Genomic DNA, 24,542 nt, shown 5'->3' on the forward strand with positions numbered 1-24,542 from the left:
AAAAAGCTAGAGCGTCGGTTCTGATTCAATCAGAACCGAAAGTGCTCTAGCCGATCGGTGGTTGCTCCGAGCGCGTCAAGGCCGACCTGTCTCGCGACCGCCAAAACAAGCGAAAACCCCGGCGCGAAAGCCCCGGGGTTTTTCCTTCTGAAGAAGCGAGGCGCGCTATTGCTTCGGTTGGCCGAAATCGAGCGGCGGCAGCTCGATCTGCGGCACCTCGATCTTGATCTTGCTGAGATCGACGTCGAGCGGCTTGTCGAGCAGGGCGGTCACCACGATCGGGAAAGCGATCACGATCGCCACCATGATCGCCTGCAGGCCGATCCAGGGCAGGGCGCCCCAATAGATGTCGGAGCTCTTGACCTCTTTCGGCGCGACGCCGCGCAAATAGAACAGCGCGAAGCCGAACGGCGGATGCAGGAACGAGGTCTGCATGTTGACGCAAAGCATCACGCCGAACCAGATCAGCGCGGCATCAGGTCCCACGACCGGCCCCAATACCTTCTGCGCGATCGGCGCGATCATCGGCAGGATGATGAAGGCGATCTCGAAGAAGTCGAGGAAGAACGCCAGGAAGAAGATGAAGAGGTTGATGAAGATCAGGAAGCCCCAGACGCCGCCGGGCAGCGAGGTCAGATGGTGCTCAAGCCAGACGCCGCCGGAGACGCCGAGGAACACCACCGAGAAGCAGGTCGAGCCGATCAGGATGAACACCACCATGGTGGAGAGGCGCATGGTCGACTCGTAACCCTGCTTGATCAGGCCGCGCAGGTCGGGGATGCGGACGGCTTCGAGACAGAGCCAGACGACGGCGAGATAGACCACCGCGAAAGTCAGCTTGAACAGTTTTCCATCGCCGATGAGCATTCCGATGATCGTGCCGATGCCCGTGGCGGCGATGCCGATCAGCAGCATCTTGTGGCCCTTGTTGCTCAGATCCTTGTGGTGGATCGCGGCGAGAACGATGGCGCCGATCGCACCCATCGCGCCGGCTTCCGTCGGCGTCGCCAGGCCGAGCATCATGGTGCCCAGCACCACGAAGATCAGCACGGCCGACGGAATGATGCCCATCAGGCATTTGCGCCAGAGCGGCCAGCCCGTCAGCGTCCGCGCTTCCTTTGGAACCGCAGGGACGTGACTTGGCTTGAAGATGCCGAGCAGGAACGTGTAGCCGGCGAACAGGGCGATCTGGAGCACCGACGGTCCCCAGGCGCCGAGATACATGTCGCCGACCGACTTGCCGAGCTGGTCGGCCATCACGATCAGCACCAGCGAGGGCGGCACCAATTGGGTGATGGTGCCGGAGGCGGCCAGCACGCCGGTGATGTAGCGCACATTGTAGCCGTAACGAAGCATCACCGGCATCGAGATCAGCGCCATCGCGATGACTTGCGCCGCCACCGTGCCGGTGATTGCGCCGAGGATGAATCCGACGATGATCACCGAGTAGCCGAGGCCGCCGCGGATCGGGCCGAACAGCTGGCCCATCGAATCCAGCATGTCCTCGGCAAGCCCGCATCGCTCCAATATCGCGCCCATGAAGGTGAAGAAGGGAATCGCCAACAGCAATTCGTTGGAGAGCACGCTGCCGAAAATGCGGCCCGGAATGGCCTGCAGGAAGTTCATGTCGAAGAAGCCGAGATAGATCGACAGGAAGCCGAACGACAGCCCGAGCGCGGCCAGCGTGAAGGCTACCGGGAATCCGATCAACATGGCCAGAATCAAGCCGCCGAACATCAGTGGCGGCATCATTTCCAGCGTGATCATTGGGTCGGCCTCTCATACTTCGCATCGATCACGACGTAACCCTTCAGTGCAGCGATGCGCTTGATCACTTCGGAGACGCCTTGCAGCGCCAGGAAAACGAAGCCCACGGGAACAACGAGCTTGATCGGCCAGCGGACCAGCCCGCCGGCATTGCTCGAAATCTCACCCACTTCGTAGGCTTGATAGAAGAATGGCCAGGACAGATAGCTGAGCAACAGGCAGGACGGGATCAGGAAGAACAGCGTTCCGATCATGTCGAGCCAGAGTTGGCCGCGCTCGGACAGCATGAGATAAAGAATTTCGACGCGAACATGCTCGTTCTTTTTGAAGGTATAGGAGGTGCCGAACATCACGAAGACGGCGAACATGTACCACTGCAATTCGAGCCAGCTGTTGGAGCTGTAGCCGAACGCGTAGCGGATCATCGCGTTGGCGGCGCTCACCACGCAGGCGGCGAGCACGAGCCAATTACAGATGCCGCCCAATTTCTCATTAAGCAGATCGATAACCGTACTTAGTGCCAGCAATGGGCGCATCACGATCTCCACGGTCGCGCCCTCTGCGCGCCGAATACGTTCTCAACCATCATCTGGCCGCCGCGCGCATGCGCACGGAGCCACGGCTCACTTTCAGGAGCAGTTGCAAACGTTCGTCCTCCCCCGAAATCCGCTTCAGCCGTTCTTGGCTGCCGGGGGCAGCGGCCTATCCTGGCCAGACTAGCGTGGAAGCTAAGGCACCAAATCAGCGCCGTGGAACGCCGTCAATCGGAAAATGGGCAAATTGACGCGCGGGCAAATCGTTGTCCCGCCTTGGCAATCAGGGGACAGGACAGGCGTCGGGGAGGGGGCCGAGTCTAGCCGCCGGTCACGCTCATATGGCGGCTGACGCTCGGACGATTGTGGCGGCGGTCGATGATGAAATCGTGCCCCTTCGGCTTCAGCCCGATGGCGCGGTCGATCGTCGCCGACAGCAGCTCGTTGTCGTCGGAGGCGCGCAGCGGCCGGCGCAGGTCGGAGGCGTCCTCGTGGCCGAGGCAGGTGTGCAGCGTGCCGGTGCACGTGATCCGCACCCGGTTGCAGGATTCGCAGAAATTATGGGTCATCGGCGTGATGAAGCCGAGCTTGCCGCCGGTCTCGGCGACCCGGACATAGCGGGCAGGGCCGCCGGTGTCGTCGGCGAGATCGGTCAGCGTGTAGTGCTTCTCGAGCCGCGCGCGCAGCAGCGACAGCGGCACGTACTGATCGATGCGGCCTTCGCCGATGTCGCCCATCGGCATCACCTCGATCAAGGTCAGGCCCATTGCCTTGCCGTGCGCCCATTGCATCAGCGAGGGGATCTCGTCCTCGTTCATGTTCTTCAGCGCGACCGCGTTGATCTTGACCGCGAGCCCCGCCGATCGCGCCGCCTCGATGCCCGACAGCACCTTGTCGATGTCGCCCCAGCGGGTGATGGCCCGGAATTTTACGGGGTCGAGCGTGTCGAGCGAGACGTTGACGCGGCGCACGCCGCAATCGGCCAGCTCCTGGGCGAAGCGGGCGAGCTGCGAGCCGTTGGTGGTCAGCGTCAATTCGTCGAGCGCGCCCGTTGTCAGATGGCGCGACAGCGAGCGCACCAGGCCCATCACGTTGCGGCGGACCAGCGGCTCGCCGCCGGTGAGGCGGATCTTGCGCACTCCCTTGGCGACGAACGCCGAGCAGAGCCGGTCGAGCTCTTCCAGCGTCAGGAGATCGGCCTTCGGCAGGAAGGTCATGTCCTCCGACATGCAGTAGAAGCAGCGCAGGTCGCAGCGGTCGGTGACGGAGACGCGCAGATAGCGGATCGTCCGGCCGAACGGATCGGTCATCGGACGAAACAGCGAGTCAGAATGCGCTTGCGTGGATCCGTTCATTCAACCCAAGCCTTCAACTAGGTCTTGCGACCTGTTCCCTGCGTGCCGCGCCGTGATCGGCTCTGCACTGACAATCTATGCATGTTGGCTCGTTGTCACAATGCGTCCCTAAGGATGATCCGCAACATGTAACGCCGATTGCGCGCGATAGGCGAGCCATATCGCGTGATGCATGATCGCAATCGCCGATGTGTCTCCACAAACACCAAAAACCCGGCTTTGGGCCGGGCTCTTGTGCAGTGCAATCGTTTGCGATGTTCGACGCGCTTGCGCGCTAGCTTTTCGGAGCCGCAGCTGGCGGCGGCGCCGCGGCGGGAGCGGGGAACGCCGCGTCCGGAGCGGCAGCAGGAGCTGCGGCGGCCGGCTTCGGCTTCTTCTTTTTCGGCCGCATCGGCTTGCGTGCCGCGCGCGGCGGCGGGCCGGCGGGTTGCAGCTCGGCGAACACCGGGCTCGGATCGAGCGCGGTGGTGGCCGGGCTCGTGAAGTCGCCCGGTGTGCGGGTCACCGTCACCGGCACCGTCGCCGGCTGGAACTTCGGCATGTTGAAGGTGACCGTGAAGTTCGCCTCCGGCGCCGGGATCGACACGGTGCAGGGCGTCTTGCAGCCCGGACCGAGCGAGGTCACGGCGTCCGCGCCCTGCGGGTTCGAATCCAGCTGCACCGGTACCGGCGGTGGCGCCGACTTGAACGAATCCAATGAGAAGGAGGAGCAGCCGGCCAGGCTCAGCCCGGCGGCCGCAATGACGATGATACGACGCATGATCCACACTCTACTGCGGCAATCAGCCACAATCCCCGGCGCGACCATAGGAGCGTCGGAACAGGGGCGCAACCGGGGGAGGTCTGTTCGTTAAAGGATGGTTAACAGCAATATCGCATGGCAAAATATTGCCAAGTGATATCAATGCGTTGCAGAAGATTTATGCCGCGCCGAGGCTGGCGACGGCGTCCGGCAGGTCGCGCATATGGCTGATCAGCCGGTCGGGCTTCAGCTCGGTCATCGGTACGTCGGTATAGCCGAAATCGACGCCGATCACCGGGACCTGGGCCCGCCGCGCAACCCCGACATCGGGGCCGGCATCGCCGACCATGATGGCGCCGGGCAGCCGGCCGCCGGCGCGGGCCACCGTCTCGCGCAGGAACGCCGGATCGGGCTTGGCGACGCCAAACGTGTCCTGGCCGCAGATCGCGGCAAAGCGCGAGGTCAGGCCGAGCCGGTCGAGCAAGAGCTTCGACAGCCATTCCAGCTTGTTGGTGCAGACCGCGAAGCGATGGCCCTTGGCCGCGAGCCGGTCGAGCGCGGCCTCCAGCCCGTCGAACGGGCGCGAGCCGTCGGCGATGTGCTCGGCGTAATAGTCGACGAAGACCTTGGTCAAACGGTCGAGTTCGCCAACGCTGACCGCGCGTCCGTCCACCTCGAGGCCGCGTTCCAGCAGCTTGCGCGCGCCGGCGCCGATCATGTTGCGGGCGGCAGCCAGCGGCACCGGCGGCAAATCTTCGCGGGCGAGCACATGGTTCAGCGCGCTGATCAGATCAGGCGCGGTGTCGACCAGCGTGCCGTCGAGATCGAACACGATGATGGGGGGAGAGGAGGCGGACATCACGCTTTTCGCTATCGGGCTCGGCGCCGCGATGCAAGAGTAGATGTGCGCGCGTGATGAAATTGGGGAGGCCGCGATGCGGGAACTTGCCGGAAAAGCCGCTTTTGTCACCGGGGCGGCCAGCGGCATAGGATTGGCCATGGCAACCGCCTTCGCCCGCGAGGGCATGAAGGTGATGCTGGCCGATATCGAAACCGGCGCGCTGGACAAGGCGGTCGATGCGCTGCGTGCCACCGGCGCCGACGTTCATGGCGTCGTCTGCGATGTCGCCGATCCCGACAGCGTCCAGGGTGCGGCGCAGGCTTCATTCCTCGCCTTCGGCAACGTTCACGTCCTCTGCAACAATGCCGGCGTCGCGGGCGGCGGCGGCATCGACCCGATCTCGCTCGACGACTGGCGCTGGGTGATCGACGTCAACCTGATGGGCGTCGTGCACGGCTTGAGGAGCTTCCTGCCGCATATCCGCAGGCACGGCGAAGGCGGCCATATCGTCAACACCGCATCGATGGCCGGGATGAATGCCGGGCTCGGTCTCAGCCCCTATTCGGCGACCAAGTTCGCCGTCGTCAGCATGTCGGAGGGGCTCGCGGCGCAACTGAAGCCGCTCGGGATCGGCGTCAGCGTGCTCTGTCCGAGCTATGTGCGGACCCGGATCGGCGAGAGCGGGCGCAACCGCCCCGAGCAGTACGGCCCGTCCCGCCAGTTCGCTCCGGACAGCCCTGCGGCCGCGATCATCGCCGAGATCGCGCGTCGCCTGGAAGCCGGTCTCGATCCGGCGTCGGTTGCGGACCGCGTCGTGAACGCGATTCACGACGATCAGTTCTATGTTTTCACACATCCCGGGATGCGGGCCGAGGTCGAAGAGCGTTTTTCGGTGATTTTAGCCGCGATGGATGCCGTTTCGGCCTGAAGACGGGCCCGGATGCCGCTATTCCTGCCCGTGAATCGAGGCTAGATATGCGCGCGCCGGGCCGCCCATTGGCGTGTCCGGGACGGCGAAACCGGGGGCTAGCGGCACGTGGACATGGACGCACTGAAACGCCAGGCGGCGGCGCGCGCGCTAGAAGAGGTGCGCGACGGCATGAAGCTCGGGCTCGGCACCGGCTCGACCGCCAAGCATTTCGTCGAGCTGCTCGGCGACAAGGTCCGCGCCGGCATGAAGGTGATCGGCGTGCCGACCTCGGAAGCGACCCGCGCGGATGCGATCCGTTGCGGCGTGCCGCTGACCACGCTGGATGAGATCGACCATCTCGACCTCACCATCGACGGCGCCGACGAGATCGACCCCGCGCTCAATCTGATCAAGGGCGGCGGCGGCGCGCTGTTGCGCGAGAAGATCGTGGCGGCCGCCAGTGATCGCATGATCGTGATCGCGGACGACAGCAAATGGGTCGACGTGCTCGGCCGCTTTCCGCTGCCGGTCGAGGTGATCCCGTTCGGACTGGCCGCGACCCAGGCCGCGATGACGCGGGCGTTCGCAGAGGCCGGCGTGTCCGGCCAAATGGTCATCCGCAAGGGCAAGGACGGTCACGCTTTTGTCACCGATGGCGGCCACTGGATCATCGATGCCCATCTCGGCCGGATCGGCGACCCGCCGCGTCTGGCCGGTCTGCTCAGCGTAATTCCGGGCGTGGTCGAACATGGCCTGTTCATCGGGCTTGGCAGCGTCGCCGTTCTGGCCGGCGCACAGGGAATTCGGGTTGTTGAACGGCGATGACGCCGCAAGCAAGGAGACTTGGAATGAAGCGTTTTTCGGGACTTTTGTCGGCTGTGGCCCTGTCGGCCGGCCTCGCGTTCGCGGCCGCGCCGGCAATGGCGCAGCAGCCGCCCGCTGCGCCCAGCGTCAAGCAGTCGACCCCCGCGGCGATTGGGTACGCCAAAGAAATCCTGACGATGAAGAACGTGCAGGTGATGTATGCCGGCGCCGTTCCCGGCATCATCGAGAAGACCAAGACCGGTCTGCTGCAGCAGTACCTGAACTACCAGAAGGATCTCGACGAGGTCGCGGTGATCGTCGCCAAGGCCTACGCCGGCCGCGAGAAGGAGATCGGCGACGGCATGGCGCAGATCTACGCCGCCGAGTTCACCGAGCAGGAGCTGAAGGACCTCGTGACGTTCTACAAGACGCCCCTCGGTCAGAAACTTTTGACCTCGGAGCCCAAGGCAATCAACGACTCCCTCCAATATATGCAGCAGTGGGCGCAGCAGTTCGGCGTGCAGGTCAACGCCCAGTTCAAGGCCGAGATGAAGAAGCGCGGCAAGGATATCTAAGCGCGCTGCTTAGGAGCTTAGCGCTGACGTTTCCGCATCCGTCATGGCCGGGCTTGTCCCGGCCATCCACGTCTTTCTTGCTGCGGAAACCAAGACGTGGATGCCCGGGACAAGCCCGGGCATGACGAGTGATGAGGACAGCGCAGGGCGAGGCGTAGTGAGAGAGGGTTGCCATGGCCGAGTTTGACGTCGACCTGTTTGTCATCGGTGGCGGTTCGGGCGGGGTTCGTGCCGCGCGCATCGCCGCCAATTATGGCGCCAGGGTCATGGTCGCCGAAGAGTACCGGATGGGCGGCACCTGCGTGATCCGCGGCTGCGTGCCCAAGAAGCTATTCGTGATCGGCAGCCACGTCCACGACGAGATCGAGGACGCCGCCGGCTTCGGCTGGCGCATCGGCCAGGTCTCGTTCGACTGGGCCACGCTCGTCGCCAACAAGGACAAGGAGATCGCCCGGCTCGAGGCCGCCTACACCACCAATGTCGAGAAGTCCGGCGCCAAAATTGTGAAGACCCGCGCGGTGCTGGAGGATGCCCACACGCTCCGCCTCGCCACCGGCGAGAAGGTGACCGCGAAATACATCCTGATCGCGACCGGCGGCGCGCCCAATCACGGGCCGGCCGTGCCCGGTATCGAGCACGTGATCTCCTCCAACGAGGCGTTCCACCTCAAAGAGCTGCCGAAGCGGATCGTGATCCAGGGCGGCGGCTACATCGCGCTGGAGTTCGCCGGTATCTTCAATGGCTACGGCTCCGATGTGACCGTGATTTACCGCGGCGACAACATCCTGCGCGGCTTCGACGAGGACGTGCGCAAGCATGTGCGCGCCGAGATGGAGAAGAAGGGCATCACCATCATCACCGGCTGCACGGTGGCGAAGGTCGACAAGCACGGCCGTGACGTCACCACGCATCTGTCAAGTGGTTCGAGCATCGCCTCCGACCAGGTGATGTTCGCGATCGGCCGGCATCCCAATGTCGGGGGTCTCGGGCTCGAGGCCGCCGGCGTCGCCATCAATCCCGCCAATGGCGGCATTCAGGTCGATGCCTGGTCGAAGACCTCGGTCGACAACATCTATGCGGTCGGCGACGTCACCCACCGCACCAATCTGACCCCGGTCGCGATCCGCGAGGGCCATGCCTTCGCCGACACCGTGTTCGGCAAGCGGCAGGTCGCGGTCGACCACGCGACGATCCCGACCGCGGTGTTCTCGCAGCCCGAGGTCGGCACCGTCGGCCTCACGGAAGAAGAGGCGCGGGCGCAGTTTTCCCACGTCGACATCTACAAGACGGATTTCCGCCCGATCAAGGCGACGATGTCCGGCCGCGACACCCGGGTGCTGATGAAGCTCGTGGTCGACGGTGTGAGCGACCGCGTGCTCGGCTGCCACATCGTCGGCGACTGCGCCGCCGAGATCACGCAGGCGGTCGCGATCGCCGTGAAGATGAAGGCGACCAAGGCCGATTTCGACGCCACCGTTGCGCTGCATCCGACCGCGTCCGAAGAGCTGGTGACGATGCGCACCCCAACCGCGCGCCACGTCCGCCAGGCGGCGGAGTAGGGCTGCCGTCGCGAGATTTCTCGCGCATCAGAGGGAAGCCCCGATGAGGTTTCTGGTGCTGTGGCTGATCCTCGTCGCAGCACCGGGCCTCGCGTGGGCCGAGGATGCCGTATTCAAGGTCGGCGTCACCACGCGCGATTTCACTCCGGCCGAGCCTTACGATTGGCGCGGCGCCAGCATGCATGCGCTCCGCGCCACCATCTGGTACCCGGCCGCGGCAGATGCGCGCGAGCAACCGCAATGGATCGGGCCGCGCATCGTCCCGTTCATCAGCACCGGCATCGCCGCGCCTGATGCGGCGCCGGCGGCGGGGCTCCGCCACCCGCTGATCCTGCTGTCCCACGGTTTTGGTGGCTCGGCGTCCAATCTCGCCTGGCTCGGCGCGGGGCTTGCGGCGCACGGATTCATCGCCGTTGCGGTCAACCACCCCGGCAACAACGGATCCGAGCGCACGACGGTCGACGGTTATACGCTGACGTGGCTGCGCGCGGTCGATCTCAGCGCGCTGATCGACGCCATGCGCGCCGACAGCACGTTCGGCGACCGGATCGACCCGGCGCGGATCGGCGCCGCCGGCCATTCGTATGGCGGCTACACCGTGATCGCTATCGCCGGCGGCATCACCGATCCGGAACGGACTCCGGCATTCTGCCGCTCGCCCGCCGCCGATGCGCTGTGCACGTCGCAGTCAGGCGCGACAGAGCTGCGCCAGAAGAGCCAGTTGCGCTTGACGGCGGATCCTGATTTCCGGCAGCGCTATAGTCTGGCCGGCCATTCCTATCGCGACGAGCGCGTTCGCGCCGTGTTTGCGATGGCGCCGGGGCCAGTGCCAGCCTTCACGCCGGAGAGCCTTGCCGCCATATCGATCCCGATCGCGATCGTCGCGGGAAGCGCCGACGAGATCACGCCGACGGCCTCAGGCGCCGAGGCGCTCGGCAAGGCTGTCCCCCATGCGACGCTGAAGCTGTTTCCGCACGCGGGCCACTTTGTCTTCTTCGGGACCTGTACCGCGATAGGGCGCCTGGTCATCGGGGGGGCCGTATGCCGCGATCCCGATGGCACCGATCGCGACGCGGTCCATGCCGAGACCATCAGCCTTGCGCGCGATTTCTTCAGCGCGAACCTGCGCTGAGCGGACTGCGCCAGGCGCCGGAGTAGGGGGCTACCCGCACGCCCCCGGCGCGCGGTGGGTAATGGTGCGCCCGGCGCCCGGCGCCACACAATCTGATTGCTCCGGGCCGCGCCGCGTCGCAGACTGCGGCGGCGCACCATATCGCGCGCGTTTTGGAACATTGCGCCGAACTGGAAGTTCCCCATTCAAACGATTTGATATTCGCGATTCAGGGAGCCGCTCATGACAGGTCCCACCGAGCAGGAGATCAGGACCCGAGCCTACGAACTGTGGAAGGACGCCGGCGAACCGCACGGCAATATGGATCAGCTCTGGTATAAGGCCGAAAAGGAGTTGCTCGCGCGCAAGGCCGCCAACGGCGAGACGCCCTGCGGAATGAACGGCCATCACAAGCCGACGTCAGTCCAGTAGAGCGCCGGATCGAGCTCGACGCAATCAACGGCATGCGATCGCCGCGTCCATCGGGCGCGGCGATCGCGTCTTGCTCCCCGGCGATATGCTTCGAGATCACCTCGAAGCCGGCGACGCAACCCACCGGCGCTTGGAACGTCTCTCTGCCGCGGACATTGACATCGGTGTTCCATACGACGGAGGAAACCAATGATCCGGCCGATTGCTTTAGCTCTTTCAGTTCTCGTCGCCTCGACATCCCTTGCCTTCGCGCAAGCAAGCTCCAGCGGCAGCGCAAGCTCCGGTGGCAGCGCGAGCTCCAGCGGCAGCGCAAGCTCCAGCGGCAGCGCGAGTTCGAGCAAGAATTCGAGCGCTGCTGGCAGCAGCCAGGGTTCGCCCGCCACGACAGGACAAGGGCAGGGACAGAAGCCGCCGAGCGCAACAGACAAGTAATCAAAGAGGCCGCAGGAGTAAGCGGCCTCTTTCATTTGTCGCCTTCAGGCTGCCGTTTATCGCCTTCAATCTGGCGGGCCAGGAGGCATCCATGAGCGACGCGATCGATCTTTCACAAAAGCTGTCGACCTTCACCGATCACTGGTCGCCGCGCACCGTCGCACAATTCAACGCCTGCGACGTCATGGTCGTGAAGGTGCAGGGTGAGTTCGTCTGGCACAAGCACGACGACACCGACGACTTCTTCCTTGTGCTGAAAGGCGTGCTCGACATCGAGCTGCGCGACCGCACCGTGACGCTGAGGGAGGGCCAGATGTACATCGTGCCGAAGGGCGTCGAGCATCGGCCCGTTGCAAGGGAAGAGGTGCATCTGCTGCTGATCGAGCCGACGGGGACACCGAACACGGGCAACGCGGCGACGGCTGCGCCGCGCAAGCTGCTCTGATGCCTTCAGTTCACGGCGACGAAAAAAGGGCTCCAGCACTTGACCGGGACGGACAGCGCTGGAGCCGTCAAGTAAGCGCCCATGTTCGATCCGCCGAGTGACGATAGCTACGTAGCGAGGTGAGTGCGGGTTTCAGTGTTGAGAGAACTTGTTCAACGGGCGTCGCTCTGCGCCAAAGCGCGAAATTCATAAGTCCAATCAACGCGATCGACCCTGTCCAGTCCCTCGGCGGAAAATATTCCGCTTGGCGTTTGACCCAACTCAGATGTTCAATCTGGCCGTCTCACCCGATTGAGGGGCACGTCGCGGTCGTCACGAGTGTTGCGGTGGGATGCGGTGGACGCCGAGCATGCGAGAGACGAAATGCTTGTCAGGCGGACGGCGAAATCGTGTGGTCCTGACGCCCTAGTGGCAGGTGTCTCGTCGCAGGATGCGAAAGCGTTTTGCGACGGCGGTGACAAGCAAGCCCAGTCTCACCGGGGAGAGCACGTATAAGCCGTAACCCATCGCGCAGGGAAAGCCGGGATGTTTCCGGTTACACCTGTGGTCCTACCTCCCGTGCTTTCGCTGCACGGGACCCATGGGTGCGATCGGCACCCGGCTTTCCCTGCGCCCTCTGCTTGAGGAGAGGGTGGAACGAAGAGCAAAGCTCGGACGATTCATGTCGCGAGAACGTGGGTGCGCGCGCAGATCTATCCCCGTCATCCTGAGGTGCGAGCCTCTTCGGCGAGCCTCGAAGGATCGACGGCCACCGGCCGGGCCGTGCATCCTTCGAGGCTCGCTCCGCTCGCACCTCAGGATGACGGGATCGATAGCCGTCATGCGAGCGAAGCAATGACGCCGCGGTCCATCGGTTCAACGACGACTGTCTCTGGAATACTGGATCGCCCGGTCAAGCCGGGCGATGACACCGGAGGTGGGGTGCGCCAATGACGCTGCGAACGACGCTACAAACGATCGCGCGAGAACCATCCGCATCGTCGTCCTGGCGAAGGCCAGGACCCATTACCCCAAGTGCTCGTTGTTGCGCGACGCTGGGGCCGCGATCCCGTTCACAAACAAATGCGGTGGTTATGGGTCCTGGCTTTCGCCAGGACGACGGCCGGGGAAATCTAAGCCTACCCCTCCGCCTCAAGCCACTCCGCGGCGCCGCGCCACAGCGCGTCGCGGTGTTCGCTGCGGAAGAAGCCGAAATGGCCGATCGTCTTCGCGCCGGCATCCGCGGGGCGGATCGAGATGATCTCCGGTGTGGTCGAGGTGAACGCGGAGCACAGCAGCTCGACCGCAGGCCGTGTCGCCCAGGTGTCGTCGGTGATGCTGATGGCGCGGAGCTTGCCCTTGAACTTTGTAAAATTCTCCCGCGCGGCCAGCGTCGTGTCGTCGAGCAGGTAGCGCTTGCGCATCGCCCAGCGCGTCCATTGCTCGAACACGCCCCTCGGCAGGTCCATGCCGAGCCCGGCCCAGCCTGGCAGGTAGCCGAGCGTGCGCGCCAGCGGCAGGCCGACGCCGTTCATGAAGGCGACGACGCGGTAGCGCTCGGGCGAGGCTATCAGCTTCCAGGTGGCGGCCTGCGAGGCGATCAAGAGCGCGCGCGGGATCTCGGCGTTGTTCGGCAACAGGCCGAGCGCCTGGCCGCCGAAGGAGTGGCCGACATAGGCGAAGGGCAGGCCGCGGTAGCGCTCGCGCATCCAGCTCACGGCGGCGGTGGCATCGAGCGCGGCCCAGTCCGCCATCGTGGCCTTGAAGCCGGCGAGCGACTTCGGCTTGTTGAGGCCGGTCGCGGCCATCGGCCTGCTATCGCCGGTGCCGCGGTAGTCGTAGGTCAGCACCGCCGCGCCGCGGCGGGCGAGATAGCCGGCAAAGCCGCGATAGACTTTTCGGGACACGGCGGTCGCCGAATTGATCAGCACGGCGTGGCGCTTGGCGCCGCGCGGCAGGAACAGCGTCGCGGCGAGCAGATAGCCGTCCGCGGCCGGTACGACGATGTCGTCGCTAAAAACGTCGTCCAGCGTGGCGGAGGCCACGGCGATTTCCCTGGCATTCATGGTATGGTCCAGCAAAGGCGAATCCGCATTTTCCTGCAAGAGTTTGACGGGATTGCAGGAATCCTTCTAGCGGGGGACCGGGCGGCTGTGTATAAGCCGGGCTTTCCCGTCGATTAAGTCGCGGTTTTTGCTCAGGAGTTGACCTCATGTCCGAGCGGTGGACACCCGATAGCTGGCGCGCCAAGAAGGTGCTGCAGGTGCCCGATTATCCCGATGCCAAGGCATTGGCCGATGTCGAGGCCCAGCTCGCGACCTTTCCGCCGCTGGTGTTCGCCGGCGAGGCGCGCAGCCTGAAAAAGGCGCTGGGGCGGGTCGCCGCCGGCGAGGCCTTCCTGCTGCAGGGCGGCGATTGCGCCGAGAGCTTTGCCGAGCACGGCGCCAACAACATCCGCGACTTCTTCCGCGTCCTGCTGCAGATGGCGGTCGTGCTGACCTATGCCGGCGCGCTGCCGGTGGTGAAGGTCGGCCGCATCGCCGGCCAGTTCGCAAAGCCGCGCTCGTCGCCGACCGAGAAGCAGGGCGACGTCGAGCTGCCGAGCTATCGCGGCGACATCGTCAACGATATCGCCTTCACGCCGGAAGCGCGGATTCCCGATCCGCAGCGCCAGCTGATGGCCTACCGGCAGTCGGCGGCGACGCTGAACCTGCTGCGCGCCTTCGCCACCGGCGGCTTCGCCAATCTCGGCAGCGTGCATCAATGGATGCTCGGCTTCCTGAAGGATTCGCCGCAGTCCCGCCGCTACAAGGAGCTGGCCGACCGCATCTCGGATGCGCTGAATTTCATGCGCGCCTGCGGCCTCGATCTCGAGAGCCATCCCGAGCTGCGCGCCACCGATTTCTACACCAGCCATGAAGCGCTCTTGCTCGGCTACGAGCAGGCGATGACGCGGGTCGATTCCACCACCGGCGACTGGTACGCGACCTCCGGCCACATGATCTGGATCGGCGACCGCACCCGTCAGCTCGATCACGGCCATGTCGAATATTTCCGCGGCATCAGGAACCCGATCGGCCTGAAATGCGGCCCGTCGCTGAAGCCGGACGAGCTGTTGAAGCTGATCGACATCCTCAACCCCGACAACGAGCCGGGACGGCTGACGCTGATCAACCGCTTCGGCGCCGACAAGGTCGGCGACCATCTGCCGGGCCTGATCCGCGCCGTGCAGCGGGAAGGGCGCGTCGTGGTGTGGTCGTGCGATCCGATGCACGGCAACACCATCACCTCGACCTCGGGCTACAAGACCCGGCCGTTCGACCGCGTGCTGTCGGAGGTGAAGTCGTTCTTCCAGGCCCATGCCGCTGAAGGCACCCATGCCGGCGGCGTGCATCTGGAGATGACCGGGCAGGACGTCACCGAATGCATCGGCGGCGCGCGCGCCATCACCGATGAGGATCTCAACGACCGCTACCACACGGTCTGCGATCCCCGTCTCAACGCCGAACAGTCGATCGATATGGCCTTCCTGATCGCCGAACTGCTGAAGCAGGAGCGTGTCGGCAAGGTCAAACCGATGCCGGCCGCTGCGGGGTTGTGATTTGGGGCAGGTGACTTGGGGACAGTGACTTGCTGAGGTTCTGGCGGGCCACCATCAACTCGCGCAACGGGCTGGCGTTCGCCATTCGCTCGGAGCAGGCGATTCGCGAGGAGGTGGTGGCGCTCGTGCTGTCGCTGCCGCTGGCCTGGCTGGTCGGCGCCACCGTGATGCGCCGGGTCGAGCTGGTCGCGACGGTGGTGCTGGTGCTGGTGATCGAGCTGCTCAACACCGCGATCGAGAAGCTCTCCGACCGCCTGACCATGGATCACGATCCGCAGATCGGCCGGGTCAAGGACATGGGCTCGGCCGCGGTCGGCGTCGCGCTGGTGATGGCCGGGGTGTTCTGGCTGTTCGCTCTCGCCGAGCGCATGGGGGCGTTCTGAGTCTGACCATGATCCGGAACGGCAAGGCGTAGGAGGTCATCGTGAGCGCCAACAAGGCGATCAAGCTTGCGGTGATCGGACGCGGTCTGATCGGATCGGCGGCTGCGCGACATCTGGCCAAAATGGGCCACGACGTTGCACTGATCGGGCCCGATGAGCCGGCCGATTTTTCGCAGCACAGCGGCGTCTTCGGCAGCCACTATGATGAGGGCCGCATCACGCGGACCTACGATCCGGGGGCGTTCTGGCGACAGGCGAACCGCGCTGCGATTTCGCGCTACGGCGAGATCTCGGCGGAAAGCGGTGTGGAATTCTACCGCGAAGCCGGTGCGCTTCACGTCGGCAACAGCGAAACCACCGATGTCGCTTCGGTCGGCACGATCTGCGCCGAAGACGGGATCGCTTGCGAAGAATTTCGTGATGCGGGGCTAGCCGAGCGATTTCCGTATCTCAAATCAACCGCGGGAATGCAGGGCTTTTTCGAGCCGCGCAATGCCGGATACATCTCACCGCGCCGCCTGGTCCGCGCGCAGACGATCGCGGCGGAGCGGGCGGGCGTAGGGATCATCGACGAAGCTGCGCTGGGGATTTCGGAGAACGGCTCCGGCGTGACGATCCGGACGCGATCGGGCAGTGTGGAGGCCGAGCGCGTTCTCGTCGCGACAGGCGGGCATACAGAGTCGCTGCTCGGCCGCTCCCTGGGCTTCACGGTCTATGCGCGCACCGCGGCGCTGTTTCGGCTTGGTGCGGCGGAGGTTCAGCGCCTGGCCGGAATGCCGTCGATGCGCTGTCTGGGGCCCAAGGGCGACAATCCCTATATCCTGCCGCCGATCCGCTATCCGGACGGCCAGACCTGGCTGAAGCTCGGCGGTGATCCGGTCGACATTGCGCTCGACAGCGAGGCTGACATCAAGGACTGGTTCCGATCGGGCGGATCGGTTGACGTTGCTGATCACCTGCAAGGGCAGATCCTTGCCCGTATCAGCGACCTCAGGTTCGAGGAGCGCCGCGTGGTGCCGTGCATGACCACCTTTGGCGACACGGGCTTGCCCTGCATCGGACCACTTTCCGAGCGGGTGACGGTCGCATTCTGCTGCTACGGCAAGAGCGCGAAATGTTCGGACGAATTGGGCCGGTTGGGCGGCATGGCGCTGCTCGGCGAGGTCAGGGCAGAGCTTGCGCCCTGATTGGCCCCCGTCATGGTGCGATTTCTGCAATCGCACCATGACCGGACGACCATTGAAGTTTGCCCTTGTGCGGGACAACATGAGCGTATGAGCGAACAACAGATCAAGATCACCCTGGCGCAACTCAATCCGACGGTCGGTGACGTCACCGGCAACGCCGCGAAGGCGCGCGCCGCGCGCGAGAAGGCGAAGGCAGACGGCGCCGACCTCGTGGTGTTGTCGGAGCTGTTCGTCGCCGGCTATCCGCCGGAGGATCTGGTGCTCAAGCCGGCGTTCCAGTCGGCCTGCCGCGCCGCGATCGAGGAACTGGCGCGCGAGACCAAAGATGGCGGCCCAGCCATGCTGATCGGGACGCCCTGGGTCGAGGATGGCAAGCTCTACAATGCCTGCGCGCTGCTCGACGAGGGCCGCATCGCCGCGCTGCGCTTCAAGGCCAACCTGCCGAATTACGGCGTGTTCGACGAGAAGCGGCTGTTCGCGCGCGGCCCGGCATCGGGCCCGGTGACGGTGCGCGGCGTGCGCATTGGCGTGCCGATCTGCGAGGACATCTGGCTCGAGGAGTCGGAGGAATACGAGAACGTCGTCGAGTGCCTGGCCGAAACCGGCGCCGAGATCCTGATCGTGCCGAACGGCTCGCCCTATGCCCGCGACAAGACTGATCTGCGGCTCTCGATCGTGGTGGCGCGCGTCACCGAGAGCGGGCTGCCGCTGATCTATCTCAACGAGATGGGCGGCCAGGACGAATTGATCTTCGACGGCGCCTCGTTCGCGCTGAATGCCGATCTTTCGGTGGCAGCACAGCTGCCGGCGTTCGAGGAGAACATCACGACGCTGATCTGGCGCAAGACGGCGGACGGCTGGCGCTGCAACGGGCCGATCACGCCGCAGCTCGAGGGCGACAAGGCGGATTATGCGGCCTGCGTGCTCGGGCTGCGCGACTATGTCCGCAAGAACGGCTTTCCTGGCGTGCTGCTCGGCGTCTCCGGCGGCATCGACTCGGCGCTGTGCGCGGCGATCGCGGTCGATGCGCTCGGCGCCGACAAGGTGCGCGGCGTGATGCTGCCGTTCCGCTACACCGCGCAGGTCTCGCTCGACGATGCCGCCAAGCTCGCGACCGCGCTCGGCATCCGCTACGAGGTGCTGCCGATCGCCGATGCCGTGAACGGGTTCGAGGCGATTCTCGCGCCGGTATTCAAGGGGCTGGAGCGCGACATCACCGAGGAGAATCTGCAGGCGCGGGCCCGCGGCACGCTGTTGATGGCGATCTCCAACAAGACCGGCGCCATGGTGGTGACGACAGGCAACAAGTCGGAGATGTCGGTCGGCTACGCCACGCTGTACGGCGACATGAACGGCGGCTTCAACCCGATCAAGGACATCTACAAGACCGAGGTGTTCCGCCTGTCGAGCCTGCGCAATGCCTGGAAGCCGGACGGCGCACTGGGACCGTCGGGCGAGGTGATCCCGGTCAACATCATCATCCGGCCGCCGACCGCTGAATTGCGCGAGAACCAGACCGACCAGGATTCGCTGCCGCCCTACGACGTGCTGGATGCGATCCTCGAGCGGCTGGTGGAGCGCGAGGAGCCGCTTGCGACCATCATCGCCGCCGGCTTCGATCGCGACGTGGTGACCCGCATCGATCGCCTGCTCAACATCGCCGAATACAAGCGGCGGCAGGCCGCGCCTGGAGTGAAGGTAACGCGCAAGAATTTCGGCCGCGACCGCCGCTATCCCATCACCAACCGCTTCCGCGATTTCGGCCAGGCATTGCCGGAGCCCGACGACAAGCTGGTGACCCGCACCTCGCGCGCGTCGGCCGAAGCGTTCGAGGGATAGAGCATGATCCGGAAAAGTGGGGACCGGTTTTCCGCGAGATCATGCTCAAACAAAAAGGGATAAGCGTTACTGCTTCTTCTGCGGAATGAAGGTCGGTCCGACGGTGCGGATCTGGCCGTCGCTTGCGGGCGCGGCCGGCGCCGTGGCGTCAGCGGCGGCGGGTTGCTGCGGCGCTGCCGCGGCCGGCGCGCCCTTCTTGCCGGCGGCGGCCTTGGTCTGAGCCCGCTGCTGCATCTTCCGCGCGCTCTCCTCGGTGACGATGATGTCACCCTGCTGCTCGGCGGATGCCTTGTCGTCGACGGCCTTCAGCGCCTCCGCCCAGCTCTGGCCGGCCGGCTTGCAGGAGCAGGACGGGTTGAACTCGGTGCGGTACTTGAAGGCGTTCGGCAGCGACGAGTAGGACTGGCCGTTGATCGAGACCGCCTGGTTGATGTCCTCGCCGGGATTCCGGTAGGTGAACAGGCTGGCTTCCGCGGCGGGGCACTGCGCCTTGCAGATTTGCTCGTCGGCGGCGAAGCGTGCCTGCGAGGTCGCGAACGAGATCGGGAAATAGGCGCCGTCGCAGGTGCGGACGCAGACGGTGCGGAAGGTGCCGGACTGTGCGCCATATTGCGCGTCGGGCGGGGGCAGCGGATTGGGATTGTTTTGGCCGCCGCCGAACAGGTTCTCGATGAAATTGCCGGGGCCGCGCGCAGCCGCGGCGTATTGCGGGCCGCAATTGTTCTGCGCGAGCGCGGTCAAGACCGAGCGGCGCTGGTTCTCGCGGTCGGCGCCGCCGAGTCCGCCGGAGCGCAGCCGCTCCAGATTCGTAGTGATCTGGTCGAGATTGGCGCGCATCTGCTGGATCTGGGTGTTGACCGGACCGCACTGCGCCGAGTTGTTATTGAACAGCGAAAAGAAGCCGGAACTGTCGCAGCCCATCCGCCGAGCCTGCGCCGTCACCCGATCGAGCTCGCCCTGCTGCCTTGTGGCCGCATCCTGATAGCGGCGGATTTGCTCGTCCTTGGCCGGATCGCCGGTGCCGCCGCCACGATCAATCGCCGCCAGCTGGCCTTCGAGCCGTCCGCACATCGGATTCGCCTGCGGATTTGCCTGCGCGCCCTGAGGGGCCGGGCCGGGCGGGCCCGGGGGCACCTGCGCGAATGCGCCCGTGGCGGGCAGGGCGATGCCGGCCAGCACGGCGCCGGTCAGAAGCCAGCGGGAGAAGCGAGAACAGGGGCTATTGGGCATATCCGGCCATTAAAACGACGCCGCGCGGCGATCAACGCCAAAGCGCGCGGCCAAGCCGCCTGCAATAGCCGTTTCTCGGGGCAGCGTCACGTCGTTTCCGGGGCGCCGGTGTGGCAATAACCCCGCTTGACCAGCGGCTTGCCGCGGCCTCAGCGCTGACAGGTGATGGCGACGTATTCGCCGCAGACGTTGCCCGAGCATTTCTCGTTCGCAGCGTGCGGAACTGCGCCGGTGATCTCGTCCGGATCGACGCGGCGGTAATTGGTGGCCTGCGCAAAATCGCGTGACTGGCAATAGGCGCGGGCGGCGGACGCGCCGCAGCGGTCGCCGCGGGCCAGGCATTGGTCGATGCCGTAGCCGTCGGCCTGGTTGGCGATGATGAAGACGCGGCTGTCGGCCAATGCGGCCGAGGAGACAAGGAAGAACGTGCAGGCAATCAATGCTGAAATGGGCCGCATGGCGCACCAATGAAATGGCGGGAATCCGCTGGCCCTTCCGATACGCCCAAATGCTTAATAATGATTAACCATGAGGGCGTTGGCGTGATTTTGGTCCACCCCCGGCGCTGCAAATCGCCCGAAAACAGCCCCTTGACGCCATGCAGGGGGCATGAGACAGGATGGAACCATGAACGGCCACCTCGCCATCTGCAGCATTTGCCGCGAGATTATTAGCTAGCGATTCGCTGGCTGAGGCCGTCTTTTCTCAATCACCCTGAGATGATCGGACGCCCGGCCGCGAGGACAGGTGATCCATGGAATTGCGCCTTTACGATACGTTGACCCGGGAGAAGCGGCCGTTCGTGCCGCTCGATGCCAATAACGTCCGCATGTATGCCTGCGGACCGACGGTCTATGACTTCGCCCATATCGGCAACGGCCGCGCGGCTGTTGTTTTCGACGTGCTGTTTCGCATGCTGCGCCATCGCTATGGCGCCGGCCACGTGACCTATGTCCGGAACATCACCGACGTCGACGACAAGATCAACGTTCGCGCCGCGCGGGATTATCCCGGCGTGCCGCTGAACGAGGCGATCCGCAAGGTCACCGAGCAGACCTATCAGCAGTACCAGGACGACGTCACGGCGCTGGGCTGCTTGCCGCCGACCGTGCAGCCGCGCGCCACCGAGCACATCCCGGAGATGCGCGCGATCATCGAGAAGCTGGTCGCCGGCGGTTTTGCCTATGTCGCCGAGGATCACGTGCTGTTCTCGCCGCAGGCTATGAACGCGGCCAATTCGGAGCTGCCGCGCTACGGTGCGCTGTCGAAGCGTTCGCTCGACGAGATGATCGCCGGCGCCCGCGTCGACGTTGCGCCCTACAAGCGCGACAACACCGACTTCGTGCTGTGGAAACCGTCGAAGCCGGGCGAGCCGTCATGGCCGTCGCCGGCAGGCATCGCGGTCGAGGGCCGGCCCGGCTGGCACATCGAGTGCTCGGCGATGGCCTGGAAGCATCTCGGCGAGAAGTTCGACATCCATGGCGGCGGCATCGACCTGGTGTTCCCGCACCATGAGAACGAGCTCGCACAGACCTGCTGCGCGTTCAACTCCGACCGCATGGCCAATGTCTGGATGCACAACGGCTTCCTGCAGATCGAAAGCGAGAAGATGTCGAAGTCGCTCGGCAACTTCTTCACGATCCGCGATCTCCTGGCCGATTGGCCGGGCGAAGTGCTGCGGCTCAGCATGCTGAGGACGCATTACCGCTCGCCGCTCGACTGGACGCTCAAAAGCGCGGAAGAGGCCGCGAAGACACTCGACGACTGGTATGCGATTGCGGCCGACGCCGAGCCCGGCGCGCCGTCGCCGGCGATGGTCGAGGCGCTTTACGACGACCTCAACACGGCGCAGGCGATCGCCGTGCTGCACGGCCTGCGCAATGCCGCGTCGGCGAGCGAGCAGAGCCGCAAGGAGTTTGCCGGTTCGCTCCGGCTGCTCGGCTTCCTGTCGGAGAGCGCGGCCGCGTGGGAGGGACGCAAGCAGCAGGCAAGTGGCGTCGATGCTGCCGCCGTCGAGGCGCTGCTCGCCGAGCGCACTGCGGCGCGCGCACGCAAGGACTTCAAGGAGTCCGACCGGATCCGCGATCAACTCGCCGCGATGGGCGTGGTGATCAAGGATGGCAAGGATGCCGACGGCAAACCGGTGACGACCTGGGAGGTTGCGCGATGAGCCGCTCCGCACCCGCATTGCGCCCGTATCTGCCTGATGACGCGCCGCTGCTGGCGGCGATCTTTGCGGCCTCGATCATGGACCTGACCGGCGACGATTACAGCGAGGCGCAGCAGGAAGCCTGGGCGGGGGCCGCCGACGACGAGGAGGCCTTCGGCAAGAAGCTCGCCGGCCAGCTGACGCTGATCGCGACGTTGCAGGGCGCGCCGGTCGGCTTCGCCTCGCTGAAGGGGGCCGATCACATCGACATGCTCTATGTGCATCCGAGCGCGGTGGGGCAGGGTGCAGGCAGCGCGCTGTGCGACGCGCTGGAGAAGATCGCGAGCGCCCGCGGCACCAAGGCCCTGAAGGTCGATGCCAGCGACACCGCGCTGGAGTTCTTCCGCAAGCGCGGCTACATCGCGCTGCAGCGCAATACAGTCACCGTCAACGACGAATGGCTCGCCAACACCACGATGCAGAAGACGCTCGACGGTGTCGCGACCCCGGAAGGCCACGCATGAGCCGCGAACGCCTCTATCTGTTCGACACCACGCTGCGCGACGGCGCGCAGACCAACGGCGTCGATTTCACGCTGCAGGACAAGCAGGTGATCGCGGCGATGCTCGATCAGCTCGGCATCGACTATGTCGAGGGCGGCTATCCCGGCGCCAATCCGACCGATAGCGAGTTCTTCAGCAAGAAGCCCGCTTTCGACCATGCGCGCTTCACCGCCTTCGGCATGACGCGGCGGCCGGGCCGCTCGGCGTCGAACGATCCGGGGCTCGCCGCCATCCTCGCGGCCAGGGCGGATGCGATCTGCTTCGTCGCAAAATCCTCCGCCTACCAGGTCCGCGTCGCGCTCGAGACCACCAATGAGGAGAACCTCGCCTCGATCCGCGACAGCGTCGCCGCGGCCAAGGCACTCGGCCGCGAGGTGATGGTCGACTGCGAGCATTTCTTCGACGGCTACAAGGAGAATCGCGACTACGCGCTCGCCTGCGCCAAAGCGGCCTATGAGGCCGGCGCGCGCTGGGTGGTGCTGTGCGATACCAATGGCGGCACCATGCCGCATGAGGTCGAGACCATCGTCGGCGACGTGATCAAGCATGTGCCGGGCGCGAACCTTGGCATCCATGCGCATAATGATACCGAGCAGGCGGTGGCCAATTCGCTCGCCGCGGTGCGCGCCGGCGCGCGGCAGATCCAGGGCACCCTCAACGGCCTCGGCGAGCGCTGCGGCAACGCCAATCTCTGCTCGCTGATCCCGACCTTGAAGCTGAAGCAGGAGTTTGCCGAGAAGTTCGAGATCGGCGTCACCACGGAGAAGATGGCGACGCTGATGAAGGTGTCGCGCACGCTCGACGACATGCTGAACCGCGCTCCCAATCGCCACGCGGCCTATGTCGGCGAGAGCGCCTTCGTCACCAAGACCGGCATCCATGCCTCCGCGGTCATGAAAGATCCGCAGACTTACGAGCACGTGCTGCCGGACTTGGTTGGCAACCACCGCAAGGTGCTGGTCTCGGATCAGGCCGGCCGCTCCAACGTGATGGCCGAGCTCGACCGAGCCGGCATCGTCTACGACAAGGGCGACCCGCGGCTGACGCGTCTGGTCGAGGAGCTGAAGGAGCGCGAGGCCGCAGGGTTCGCCTATGAATCCGCCAACGCCTCGTTCGAGCTCCTGGCGCGGCGCACGCTCGGCAAGGTGCCGGAATATTTCAAGGTCGAGCAATTCGACGTCAATGTCGAGCAGCGCTACAACGCCAACGGTCAGCGCGTCACGGTGGCGCTCGCGGTGGTGAAGGTCGACGTCGACGGCGAGCGGCTGATCTCGGCCGCCGAAGGCAACGGTCCGGTCAATGCGCTCGACGTGGCGCTGCGCAAGGATCTCGGCAAGTACCAGAAATATATCGACGGGCTGAAGCTGATCGACTACCGCGTGCGTATCCTCAATGGCGGCTCCGAGGCGGTCACGCGCGTGCTGATCGAGAGCGAGGACGAGACCGGTGACACCTGGACCACGGTCGGCGTGTCGCCCAACATCATCGACGCCTCGTTCCAGGCGCTGATGGATTCGTTGGTCTACAAGCTGGTGAAGTCGGGCGCGCCGGTGTGAGTGGCTAGGCCGTTATTCCGGGGCGCGTCGACGACGCGAACTATGGTGCGCAATTGCGCACCTGAGAATCTCGAGATTCTCAGATGTGCAATTGCACATCATAGTTCGATGCCTCGCATCGCCCCGGAATGGCAGCATAACGAGAAGGGCGCTTGCATGATCGACCACGTCTCCGTCGGCGTCCACGATCTCGAACGCGCCGCGCGGTTCTATGAACCGACGCTGGCCGCGCTCGGCCTGACCCGTCTGGTCACGCGGCCGGCAACGATCGGCTTCGGCAAGGCCTATCCCGAATTCTGGATCAATCTGCGCGCCGCCATGGCACCCGTGCCGCATGAGAGCGGCAGCCATATCTGCCTGCGCGCCAAGACCACCGCCGAGGTCGATGCCTTCCATGCCGCCGCGTTGGCCTCCGGCGGCTTATCCGATGGCGCCCCTGGCCTGCGCCCGCACGACCGCTTGCGCTACTACGCCGCCTTCGTCCTCGACCCGGACGGCAATCGCATCGAGGCCGTGACGTTTCCGAGCGAGTAGGGTGCGGCTTTCCGC

At 65.1% G+C, this 24,542-nt stretch carries 24 protein-coding genes; 15 read left to right on the plus strand and 9 right to left on the minus strand.

Annotated elements, in window-relative coordinates:
- Positions 1–165 precede the first annotated feature (165 nt).
- The 5 genes from V5279_RS17805 to V5279_RS17825 form a co-directional block, all read right to left on the minus strand.
- Entirely contained in the window at positions 166–1,767 is a 1,602-nt protein-coding gene (locus tag V5279_RS17805; protein ID WP_166294637.1) for a TRAP transporter large permease, read from the minus strand.
- Positions 1,764–2,303 carry a TRAP transporter small permease subunit gene (locus V5279_RS17810; RefSeq protein WP_338699500.1) on the minus strand — a complete coding sequence of 180 codons (540 nt, stop codon included), beginning with the start codon at positions 2,301–2,303 and terminating at the stop codon, positions 1,764–1,766. Before V5279_RS17810 ends, V5279_RS17805 begins: the two co-directional genes overlap by 4 nt.
- Positions 2,304–2,620: 317 nt before the next feature.
- The gene (moaA, locus tag V5279_RS17815) at positions 2,621–3,655 is read right to left on the minus strand and encodes a GTP 3',8-cyclase MoaA (RefSeq protein ID WP_338699502.1); all 1,035 of its coding nucleotides are present in this window, start codon (positions 3,653–3,655) and stop codon (positions 2,621–2,623) included.
- Between the two features lie 274 nt (positions 3,656–3,929).
- Positions 3,930–4,415 (minus strand): hypothetical protein, encoded by a 486-nt coding sequence (locus V5279_RS17820; protein WP_338699504.1) that lies wholly within the window; start codon positions 4,413–4,415, stop codon positions 3,930–3,932.
- Between the two features lie 160 nt (positions 4,416–4,575).
- On the minus strand, positions 4,576–5,256 hold the full coding sequence (locus V5279_RS17825) for an HAD hydrolase-like protein (RefSeq protein WP_166294642.1): 681 nt from the start codon (positions 5,254–5,256) through the stop codon (positions 4,576–4,578).
- 139 nt (positions 5,257–5,395) lie between these two features.
- On the opposite strand from V5279_RS17825, the gene V5279_RS17830 reads away from it, so the two are divergent.
- The 6 genes from V5279_RS17830 (at position 5,396) to V5279_RS17855 (ending at position 10,629) form a co-directional block, all read left to right on the plus strand.
- Positions 5,396–6,166 carry an SDR family NAD(P)-dependent oxidoreductase gene (locus V5279_RS17830; RefSeq protein ID WP_338699507.1) on the plus strand — a complete coding sequence of 257 codons (771 nt, stop codon included), beginning with the start codon at positions 5,396–5,398 and terminating at the stop codon, positions 6,164–6,166.
- A 108-nt stretch (positions 6,167–6,274) separates the two neighbouring features.
- Positions 6,275–6,973 (plus strand): ribose-5-phosphate isomerase RpiA, encoded by a 699-nt coding sequence (rpiA, locus tag V5279_RS17835; protein ID WP_338699509.1) that lies wholly within the window; start codon positions 6,275–6,277, stop codon positions 6,971–6,973.
- 23 nt (positions 6,974–6,996) lie between these two features.
- A complete protein-coding gene (locus V5279_RS17840; RefSeq protein ID WP_338699511.1) occupies positions 6,997–7,527 on the plus strand; it encodes a DUF2059 domain-containing protein in 531 nt (176 codons plus the stop codon).
- Positions 7,528–7,700: 173 nt separating this feature from the next.
- Positions 7,701–9,086: a glutathione-disulfide reductase gene (gor, locus tag V5279_RS17845; RefSeq protein WP_338699513.1), complete on the plus strand. Its 1,386-nt coding sequence runs from the start codon at positions 7,701–7,703 to the stop codon at positions 9,084–9,086.
- A 43-nt stretch (positions 9,087–9,129) separates the two neighbouring features.
- On the plus strand, positions 9,130–10,218 hold the full coding sequence (locus V5279_RS17850) for an alpha/beta hydrolase family protein (protein WP_338699515.1): 1,089 nt from the start codon (positions 9,130–9,132) through the stop codon (positions 10,216–10,218).
- Positions 10,219–10,440: 222 nt separating this feature from the next.
- A complete protein-coding gene (locus V5279_RS17855; RefSeq protein ID WP_166294654.1) occupies positions 10,441–10,629 on the plus strand; it encodes a DUF2934 domain-containing protein in 189 nt (62 codons plus the stop codon).
- On the opposite strand, the gene V5279_RS17860 is transcribed toward V5279_RS17855, so the two are convergent.
- A complete protein-coding gene (locus V5279_RS17860) occupies positions 10,605–11,096 on the minus strand; it encodes a hypothetical protein (RefSeq protein WP_338699518.1) in 492 nt (163 codons plus the stop codon). The genes V5279_RS17855 and V5279_RS17860 overlap by 25 nt on opposite strands.
- Before the next feature lie 56 nt (positions 11,097–11,152).
- On the opposite strand from V5279_RS17860, the gene V5279_RS17865 reads away from it, so the two are divergent.
- Positions 11,153–11,506 carry a cupin domain-containing protein gene (locus V5279_RS17865; protein ID WP_166294656.1) on the plus strand — a complete coding sequence of 118 codons (354 nt, stop codon included), beginning with the start codon at positions 11,153–11,155 and terminating at the stop codon, positions 11,504–11,506.
- Between the two features lie 1,118 nt (positions 11,507–12,624).
- Here V5279_RS17865 and V5279_RS17870 read toward each other — a convergent pair.
- Positions 12,625–13,551 carry an alpha/beta fold hydrolase gene (locus tag V5279_RS17870; RefSeq protein ID WP_338699520.1) on the minus strand — a complete coding sequence of 309 codons (927 nt, stop codon included), beginning with the start codon at positions 13,549–13,551 and terminating at the stop codon, positions 12,625–12,627.
- Positions 13,552–13,697: 146 nt separating this feature from the next.
- Here V5279_RS17870 and V5279_RS17875 point away from each other — a divergent pair, with 146 nt between their 5' ends.
- The 4 genes from V5279_RS17875 to V5279_RS17890 all read left to right on the plus strand — a co-directional run bounded on the left by V5279_RS17875 (position 13,698) and on the right by V5279_RS17890 (position 18,495).
- The gene (locus V5279_RS17875) at positions 13,698–15,086 is read left to right on the plus strand and encodes a class II 3-deoxy-7-phosphoheptulonate synthase (RefSeq protein WP_338699522.1); all 1,389 of its coding nucleotides are present in this window, start codon (positions 13,698–13,700) and stop codon (positions 15,084–15,086) included.
- Between the two features lie 29 nt (positions 15,087–15,115).
- A complete protein-coding gene (locus tag V5279_RS17880) occupies positions 15,116–15,469 on the plus strand; it encodes a diacylglycerol kinase (protein ID WP_165123196.1) in 354 nt (117 codons plus the stop codon).
- Between the two features lie 41 nt (positions 15,470–15,510).
- Positions 15,511–16,656, plus strand: coding sequence for an NAD(P)/FAD-dependent oxidoreductase (locus V5279_RS17885; protein WP_338699527.1), 1,146 nt, complete (start codon positions 15,511–15,513; stop codon positions 16,654–16,656).
- Between the two features lie 87 nt (positions 16,657–16,743).
- Complete coding sequence (locus V5279_RS17890) at positions 16,744–18,495, plus strand: NAD+ synthase (protein WP_338699529.1); 1,752 nt, start codon at positions 16,744–16,746, stop codon at positions 18,493–18,495.
- Between the two features lie 66 nt (positions 18,496–18,561).
- On the opposite strand, the gene V5279_RS17895 is transcribed toward V5279_RS17890, so the two are convergent.
- Positions 18,562–19,725, minus strand: a complete 1,164-nt coding sequence (locus tag V5279_RS17895; RefSeq protein WP_338699531.1) for a DUF2865 domain-containing protein — start codon at positions 19,723–19,725, stop codon at positions 18,562–18,564.
- 149 nt (positions 19,726–19,874) lie between these two features.
- Complete coding sequence (locus V5279_RS17900) at positions 19,875–20,183, minus strand: hypothetical protein (protein WP_029078553.1); 309 nt, start codon at positions 20,181–20,183, stop codon at positions 19,875–19,877.
- A gap of 296 nt (positions 20,184–20,479) precedes the next feature.
- Between V5279_RS17900 and cysS the strand changes: the two genes are divergently transcribed.
- From cysS to V5279_RS17920, 4 genes are all read left to right on the plus strand, one after another.
- Entirely contained in the window at positions 20,480–21,895 is a 1,416-nt protein-coding gene (cysS, locus tag V5279_RS17905) for a cysteine--tRNA ligase (protein ID WP_338699534.1), read from the plus strand.
- A complete protein-coding gene (locus V5279_RS17910) occupies positions 21,892–22,398 on the plus strand; it encodes a GNAT family N-acetyltransferase (RefSeq protein WP_338699536.1) in 507 nt (168 codons plus the stop codon). Before cysS ends, V5279_RS17910 begins: the two co-directional genes overlap by 4 nt.
- Positions 22,395–23,993 (plus strand): citramalate synthase, encoded by a 1,599-nt coding sequence (gene cimA / locus V5279_RS17915; RefSeq protein WP_338699538.1) that lies wholly within the window; start codon positions 22,395–22,397, stop codon positions 23,991–23,993. Before V5279_RS17910 ends, cimA begins: the two co-directional genes overlap by 4 nt.
- A 156-nt stretch (positions 23,994–24,149) precedes the next feature.
- Entirely contained in the window at positions 24,150–24,527 is a 378-nt protein-coding gene (locus tag V5279_RS17920; RefSeq protein WP_338699540.1) for a VOC family protein, read from the plus strand.
- Positions 24,528–24,542: the final 15 nt, after the last annotated feature.

The organism is Bradyrhizobium sp. 26S5 (genome assembly GCF_036923295.1).
In the GTDB taxonomy this organism is placed as follows: domain Bacteria; phylum Pseudomonadota; class Alphaproteobacteria; order Rhizobiales; family Xanthobacteraceae; genus Bradyrhizobium; species Bradyrhizobium septentrionale.